Below are 6,551 nucleotides of genomic sequence, written 5' to 3' on the forward strand. Positions count from 1 at the left end.
AGCGAACGAATGCGCCGTACTTCCGTTTGATCCGAAAGCTTACTGTCTCGACACCGTTGACGTAAATATCGGCGTCCAATTGAGCGTTCCACGCTATGTGAAGCGACGAATACTTGCGGTGCTTGATAATCGAGGGCGCAATTTGCGAGTCGTATTTTCGTGTCGTCGTCACGTGTGAGTCGATGATTGGACTCGACCTCGTGTCGACGGGGAGCGTTATTTTCAACTTCTGAATAGCCAAAATCATTATATAAAGTCGAAGGGGAAGAAGTCCCACCAGTTCAATGGCTCTCGGCTCTGTTGAAAACCTCCTCACGTCTTGCGATTTGCTGAGTGGCTAGTTTCTCACCGGATCGGCAAAAACCGGTGGGAAGAGTCGCTCTTCTCAATGTCAACGCTGAAGGATTTCAACAGAGCCTTGTGACCATATATTTTAGAGTAAATAAATTATTGTAGTTACATTGACCCATGTGGTTTTTAAATATGAGTTATTGAGTGATTTGAAGCATCCGTTATGAATACTCCTGGAGAATCAGCGATGGCAGCGTGTGTATCCAACTGGTTGCTTGAAACGCTATTCGGTAGCCATCAACCCTTTTTCGGTACAGGGTCCAAACAATGAAAAGTACCAACTGTTTCATCCTTGAGTTGGAACGTGGAGAATGGTGGTGAGTTTTTGATTGCGGCTGGCTCTGTTGAAACCCTCTTGCCGCCTTGCGATTTCTTGAGAGACTAGTTCTACTGTGATCTACGGAAACTAGCCAGAAGGAGCGCTCTCTCCAATGTCAACCTTGAAGGATTTCAACAGAGCCAAGTTGTTCGATTACGAACTCGAAGACCTATTTGAGGATAACGAGTATAGACTCACCGAAAAACATCGGTACCCCGTTGGGGAGAACTTGTACGAACTTGGGTAACCCAGTTCGGCAATAACCGATACGTGAATCTACTGTATTCAGTACGGCCTCAACAAACTATCAGTGACTAATGATTTCAACAGAGCCGGTCACAAGATATTCATAGTATGTCTGATTCACTCTTTGTATGTATAACAAGCTGATGAAAATCATTCTCGTGATGTCTCTACTCACGTTTTCTGGGTGCGTGAGTAATGGTCAGACATCGACTGAGATTACAACCACGTCAAGCCCTACTCCAGACACCACCGCTACCCCTACCCCTACTGAACAAACGAATTCTGGACCTCCAGTCAATATACCAGAAGCAAAAGATCGCGCACTCAATGCTGAAAAAAAGCACATATCTGATGTGATGAACAATTCATCGTGTGTGAATTCGTGGAGTCTGACATCCTTTACTGGTATCGAAGAGGATGCAGAACTCGTGAACCAGAGTAATGGTGGTGTTGTAATCGAAGTAACGCTACCTTTGACGTACGGAACGGATGAGGAAGAAGCTGACTCCCGATCGATTGCAACATACCTTGTAACCCAAAACAGTACTACCCGCCTGGATGGGACCCTCACTTCTCCATGTAAAAAGTATAACAACCTCAATGATTATCTCTTTTAATACTCTTCTGTAATCCTGCCTTTGAACGGCTCAAAGTTCTGGATTAGATATTCTACTTCTATTTTTACAAACTTAATATCACAGTAAATCAACCCATAGAATTATTTACATCTGCCATTTTGATACTTCTGTAATGCCATCATATGACTTTGAAGTAGCGGTGTATCAGACAACAGATCTGACTGACCACTGTGATTCAAATTACGGTGACGAGTACAGAGCTGCAAAAAGATTTAAAGAGTACATGGAAGGAGCGTTTGATCACCCAGAAAACCAGCATACGATAACGGTTGATACTCCTACAACGTCGATCAGTGCACCACAAGAGCTCAGGCCAGGCCCATTTACTACTAATGTTCCTGGGTATCAATTTCAAGTGACCTACGACACGCTCACTGAGTGGTGGCTCGACTTTGTTGATGCCTACCTTACGAAAAGAGAGGACGCAATGCTGCTTATCACTAATTACGATAGTGGTGCAGGAAGCGCACTTGAGAATTACTACGCAATGGCAGAAGGTGGACCAGGCATCGCAGCAACCCCCAGTATTTATAATTCAGAGGGTGTCGGAGAAAATTTCGATGACATGCAAACTGCACTTCATGAAGCTGGACATACGCTGTTAGACAAGGGCCCTTACTGGGAACACCGATCAGGCAGTACATTCTTTAGCTTTGGCACATCGAAATATCACCGCACCCCAATGGGATATGAGATCGGGGAACAATCCTGTAATAGTGTCTCATCGGCGCATGATGACCATGCTGAGAAAATGTGGTACAACCCCAACTGTGCGGTGGACAACTTCGAAAAGACGACCAATCACCTGGATTAACAATGAGCAAAAAAATCAACCGACGACAGATTCTCAAGCTGACAAGTGCCGCTGCAATGACTGGATTTGCGGGGGTTGCAAGTGCAGATCACTGATTCTGAAGCTCCGCCTGAGATTCACTCTGATCAGTTCGAAGCCGATATTCAATTTGTGAACCACACGACTGGTGATCTAGAATTTAAACTCGATGCCATTCGAGGTGAGAGTGTTGAAAAAGGCAAATCCAAGTTCTCACGAGAAGAGACGGTAGAATCCGGTATCAACCCCGGGAAAAATGCGACTAGTAGGCCCAACACTGATTTACCAGTTCGAGGTGGGAAGTATATCTTCTATGTCGAATGTTCCGATGGTCGAACGGCTCAAAGTGAGATCATTGTTTCACCCAAGGGTCACCGGCAATATGAAACGATTAGGGTCCGCGCTACTCCTCACAAATTGAGCATTGTTTCTGAAGTGATCTAAAGAGCCTTGTAAGAGTACGACAACGGCTTCTAATCTTTTTACAACAACCGAGTCAGCAGACCAAGGGCCGAAATGGGAAAGTAAAAAATCGTTGTTATCATTTCACACCGCGTGACTCTGACGTAGCAGCAATAAATTCATTGACGACCCATTGATCACTTCGGGCAGGGTCCAAGATCGAAGATACGATGTCTAACGCAGGGACTGATTAGAGAATACTACCGCACATTACGCACTCACTGCTATGAACGACGACATCGACGACATGAAGAAGCACCTCGAAACGGCAAAAGAGAGCTCAGGCAGACGATCTAAGAAATCGTCCAAGAAACCACGCAAGCATACTGGCCGGGATAACGCAAAAGTGATCGGTCAATATGATGGTCCAGCGACCATCCCAGAAACAATTGGGGAGCTATACTTTGCTGCTGCTAGCAAAAAGAATACGTCTGTAGCTTTCGGCCGATTCAAACGGACGGCTCTGTTGAAATCTTATTGGTTCGACACGTCTCCCCTGAAACAGCCGTTCGGTAGGACTGCGTATTTATTGATTCACAGGTCTACTATCCGGTGACCTGCTCAAGGATGCGACGGTCGATTCTCCAAGCTACTCCTGCACTTAGTACAGTCATAGCTGCTCCGAGTGTGGCGAGCGTAGCGTATCCGCTCAGTGCAAGTGGAACTCCGAGACCGAGGAGACCATACTGAATTGCCATTCGTTTGTTCCCATTACGATAAGCAGATTGGCTCGTCCAAAGGGAGAGAATGCCAGCGAGTATGCCGAATAGGAAACTAGTCTGGAGACTGAGACCCCCAATCATAGCTATAGGAATCTGGGAAATAATAGCAGCCCCGATGAGGCTACCGATGGTGATGACCGCAAGACGTCGAATTGGTATCCTCTCTATCGCCATCTTTCTGTCATTTCTAACCCCATTTCAATAAGCTTCTCGGAGAAGGGCGTTACGTAGTTCCGCATATCTCACGTTTAGAGTGTCTTGTCGATGTTGTGAGTGAGACAGCCGACAACGAGTTCCCGGAACTGCTTCCACCAGAGGCGTGAACGGACGAACGCTCCGTACTTGCGTTTGAGGCGAGAGTTCACCGTCTCGTTCTGACTACGCTGACCGTAGAGGTCGGCGTCCAGTCGAGCGTTCCACGCCTTATGAAGTGACGAAAATTCTCGATGCTTGATGACCGGACGAACACCTGTTTCACGGACTAACGCCCGAATCTTCTGGTCGTCGTATCCCTTATCGCCGAGGAGAACCGCTACTTCTCCAGTGTTCCGCTTGATGAGCGACGGCGCGATCTTCGAGTCGTGTTTTCGTGTCGTCGTTACATGTAAGTCGATGATAGCGTTCGCTCTCGTGTCCACGAGAAGCGTGACTTCCAACTGCTGAATTGTCAACTTCGTGCGCTTTGTGTAGTGCTTCGAGGCATGACTGCGGTCGAACCCGGAAGCGTCGATCCCGACGACACCGTTGGTCGGGAGAAGCGTGGCTGAGAGGTTGAGCAGAACACGCCAGACTGCCATATCGAGCCGATTGAACGCTTTACACAACGTCGAGGGTGACGGAAGTTCCTCAAGCTCGATGGCGCTCCGAATGCGGGGCATCTCGATCAGTTCGTCGAGAAGCATTCGGTACGTCGTGTTCTTTCGCACTTTGAGGCAGAGTAGAACGATGTGTTGGTGGAGTGTATAGCGTCGTTTTGAGAACTTCGAGGAGTAGCGGGCGACAGCTCGTCGAGCTAAGTGGAATGCCTGCTCAACGAACTGGAGTAACTGCGACTTCGGGAGGGTCTGCATCCGATCAAACTACCGGATGAACGTGTAACTCTCTGAGGATTTCAACAGAGCCTAGCAATTCCAATATACCTCTTATTAAGATACTCGCTCATACTTCCGCTCCTCACTACAGTCTCAATGACCGGATTTGTGCTCTGGAAGGACTATACTGCAGTTGTTGATAGTCCGGCACCGCTCTTTTTCGGGTGGTGGTTTATACCGTTCGTCGTTGCCCTTGTCTTTGGAGGTATTGAACACCTCCTCCGAGGAATACTCACTTGAATATCTCGCTTTTGACGATGCCTTTGCTGCTCTAGACGATGTCGACCGCCTTGACACGGCCACAGACTTGTCTCGCCGACCTAACTCCGTCAGGATGCTGTTACACCCACAAGAACGGATAGGTTGGTGCGGCTGTGCTGAATCGCCCGCTGACGGGGGGGTTGCTCTTGCGTCCGAATGGACGGGCACCAGTGCCGAATGGAGCGGTGCAGTCGGTCGGCTAGCGACCTAGGCTGTCGACAGCATATTTTCTCGGCTCCAGCAGTAGTGACAGTGTCCCTCCATACGAGACGCCAAGTGCTCGCGACTGTCGGGGCCGCCGGTGGCGCCGCTCTGGCCGGCTGCTCAACCAGCCGGTTCTGCGGGAGGTGGCCCCGGACTGCCGAGACGACGACCGACCCGCTTCCCGGCGAGCAACGCGACTGGGCGCAGTTTGGACACACGCCCGGTCACACGGGGTTCGCATCCGAGGTTCGGGTCGATGACCCCGACACGGTCTAGTCGGTGCGCGTCGATGGGGGCTGACTTCTCCGGCCGTGGTCGGGGACCGAGTGTTTGTTCAGGTCGGGCCGAGTCCGGCGACGAACGCTGGCGGCGGGCGCTGCCGGGTGGCGGCGACTTCTCAGGGTGTCCTCCGATTGTCCACCGCGGCTCTGTGTATGTCGGCGGCCTCGACGGAGTGTACGCACTTGCTGCTCGTGATGGAAGTCCGCGGTGGAGTCGCGTCACTGCCGGATCGGTGAACGAGGCCGTCCTCGGCCACGATGGTCGGGTATTTGCCTCCACCGGTCAGACGCTGCTGGCGCTCGACACGCGCGGTCGAGAGGGCTGGACCTACACGACGATGATGACTGGTTTTCGACGGCCGTCCCCGCGGCTGGCGGCGGCTCCGTCCTCTACACGACTCGGGTGCTTGGAAGCGTTGTCGCCATCCAGCCCGGTGCTGTTGGAGACCCGCTGACTGAGTGGCGGTACGCACCCGGTGAGACCAACTTCGAGACTCCCACGGTGGTCGACGGCGATGTATACATCCCTGGCGAGCGGCTCCACGCGTTGTCGGCCGCGACCGGGGCGGTGCGCTGGACGGCCCCCGTGCGAGCGACAGCTGGTGTCTCGACCGACGGGGAGCGGCTTACCCCCGTCGACGACGGGTCGCTGGTGGCGCTCGACACCGCGGATGGCACCGATCGCTGGCGCGTCTCTCTTGCCCCCGAGGCGGGTGTCTTCTTCCGGACGCGCCCGCTCGTGACCACCCACTCGGTCGTCGTCACCACGGAGAAGCCACAGCTCGACGCGCGGGTGGAGACGTTTGCTGTCGATCGAGAGAGCGGCGGGACGCTGGTGGCGCTAGCTGACTGATTCCACAATCATGCGAGAGAGATAACAGAACCAATTCCGCAAGCAAAAAATAGATAACTTATTGACTCTTTTCGGGAGCGTATGCAGATCGCTGTACTTGATACACTCCGACAACCAGAGTATACTGGCGAGAACAGGTGTGAGCCGTGTACGCTGTTGAATCTCGTCATCGCCGCGATACTCGGCTCTGTTATCGCACGAACGCTCATGTGTAGCAGATTGTTGATTTCAGAGAGTCGCTTTGACAGCGTGTTTGAGTGCTTCTCGACCGGGTTTTCTGAAGAGTTCGCT

General features: G+C 51.4%; 7 protein-coding genes and 2 pseudogenes. 6 read left to right on the forward strand and 3 right to left on the reverse strand.

Annotated features, from left to right (window positions below):
- A pseudogene (locus C457_RS10220) lies at positions 1-241 on the reverse strand (IS5/IS1182 family transposase); the annotation flags it as partial.
- 803 nt (positions 242-1,044) lie between these two features.
- Between C457_RS10220 and C457_RS20000 the strand changes: the two are divergent.
- From C457_RS20000 to C457_RS20010, 3 genes are all read left to right on the forward strand, one after another.
- A complete protein-coding gene (locus C457_RS20000) occupies positions 1,045-1,533 on the forward strand; it encodes a hypothetical protein (protein ID WP_152419985.1) in 489 nt (162 codons plus the stop codon).
- A 133-nt stretch (positions 1,534-1,666) separates the two neighbouring features.
- The gene (locus tag C457_RS20005) at positions 1,667-2,368 is read left to right on the forward strand and encodes a hypothetical protein (protein ID WP_152419986.1); all 702 of its coding nucleotides are present in this window, start codon (positions 1,667-1,669) and stop codon (positions 2,366-2,368) included.
- Between the two features lie 81 nt (positions 2,369-2,449).
- Positions 2,450-2,830, forward strand: coding sequence for a hypothetical protein (locus C457_RS20010; protein ID WP_152419987.1), 381 nt, complete (start codon positions 2,450-2,452; stop codon positions 2,828-2,830).
- Between the two features lie 563 nt (positions 2,831-3,393).
- On the opposite strand, the gene C457_RS20015 is transcribed toward C457_RS20010, so the two are convergent.
- Together C457_RS20015 and C457_RS10225 are read right to left on the reverse strand one after the other, a co-directional pair.
- Complete coding sequence (locus C457_RS20015) at positions 3,394-3,744, reverse strand: hypothetical protein (protein ID WP_152419988.1); 351 nt, start codon at positions 3,742-3,744, stop codon at positions 3,394-3,396.
- Positions 3,745-3,818: 74 nt separating this feature from the next.
- Complete coding sequence (locus C457_RS10225; RefSeq protein WP_049913495.1) at positions 3,819-4,640, reverse strand: IS5 family transposase; 822 nt, start codon at positions 4,638-4,640, stop codon at positions 3,819-3,821.
- 775 nt (positions 4,641-5,415) lie between these two features.
- Here C457_RS10225 and C457_RS19515 point away from each other — a divergent pair.
- From C457_RS19515 to C457_RS20820, 3 genes and pseudogenes are all read left to right on the forward strand, one after another.
- Positions 5,416-5,862: an outer membrane protein assembly factor BamB family protein gene (locus C457_RS19515; RefSeq protein WP_239640743.1), complete on the forward strand. Its 447-nt coding sequence runs from the start codon at positions 5,416-5,418 to the stop codon at positions 5,860-5,862.
- Between the two features lie 47 nt (positions 5,863-5,909).
- On the forward strand, positions 5,910-6,260 hold the full coding sequence (locus C457_RS10235; RefSeq protein WP_239640742.1) for an outer membrane protein assembly factor BamB family protein: 351 nt from the start codon (positions 5,910-5,912) through the stop codon (positions 6,258-6,260).
- A gap of 81 nt (positions 6,261-6,341) precedes the next feature.
- Positions 6,342-6,551: pseudogene (locus C457_RS20820) on the forward strand (hypothetical protein); the annotation flags it as partial.

This window comes from Haloferax prahovense DSM 18310, from assembly GCF_000336815.1.
GTDB lineage: Archaea > Halobacteriota > Halobacteria > Halobacteriales > Haloferacaceae > Haloferax > Haloferax prahovense.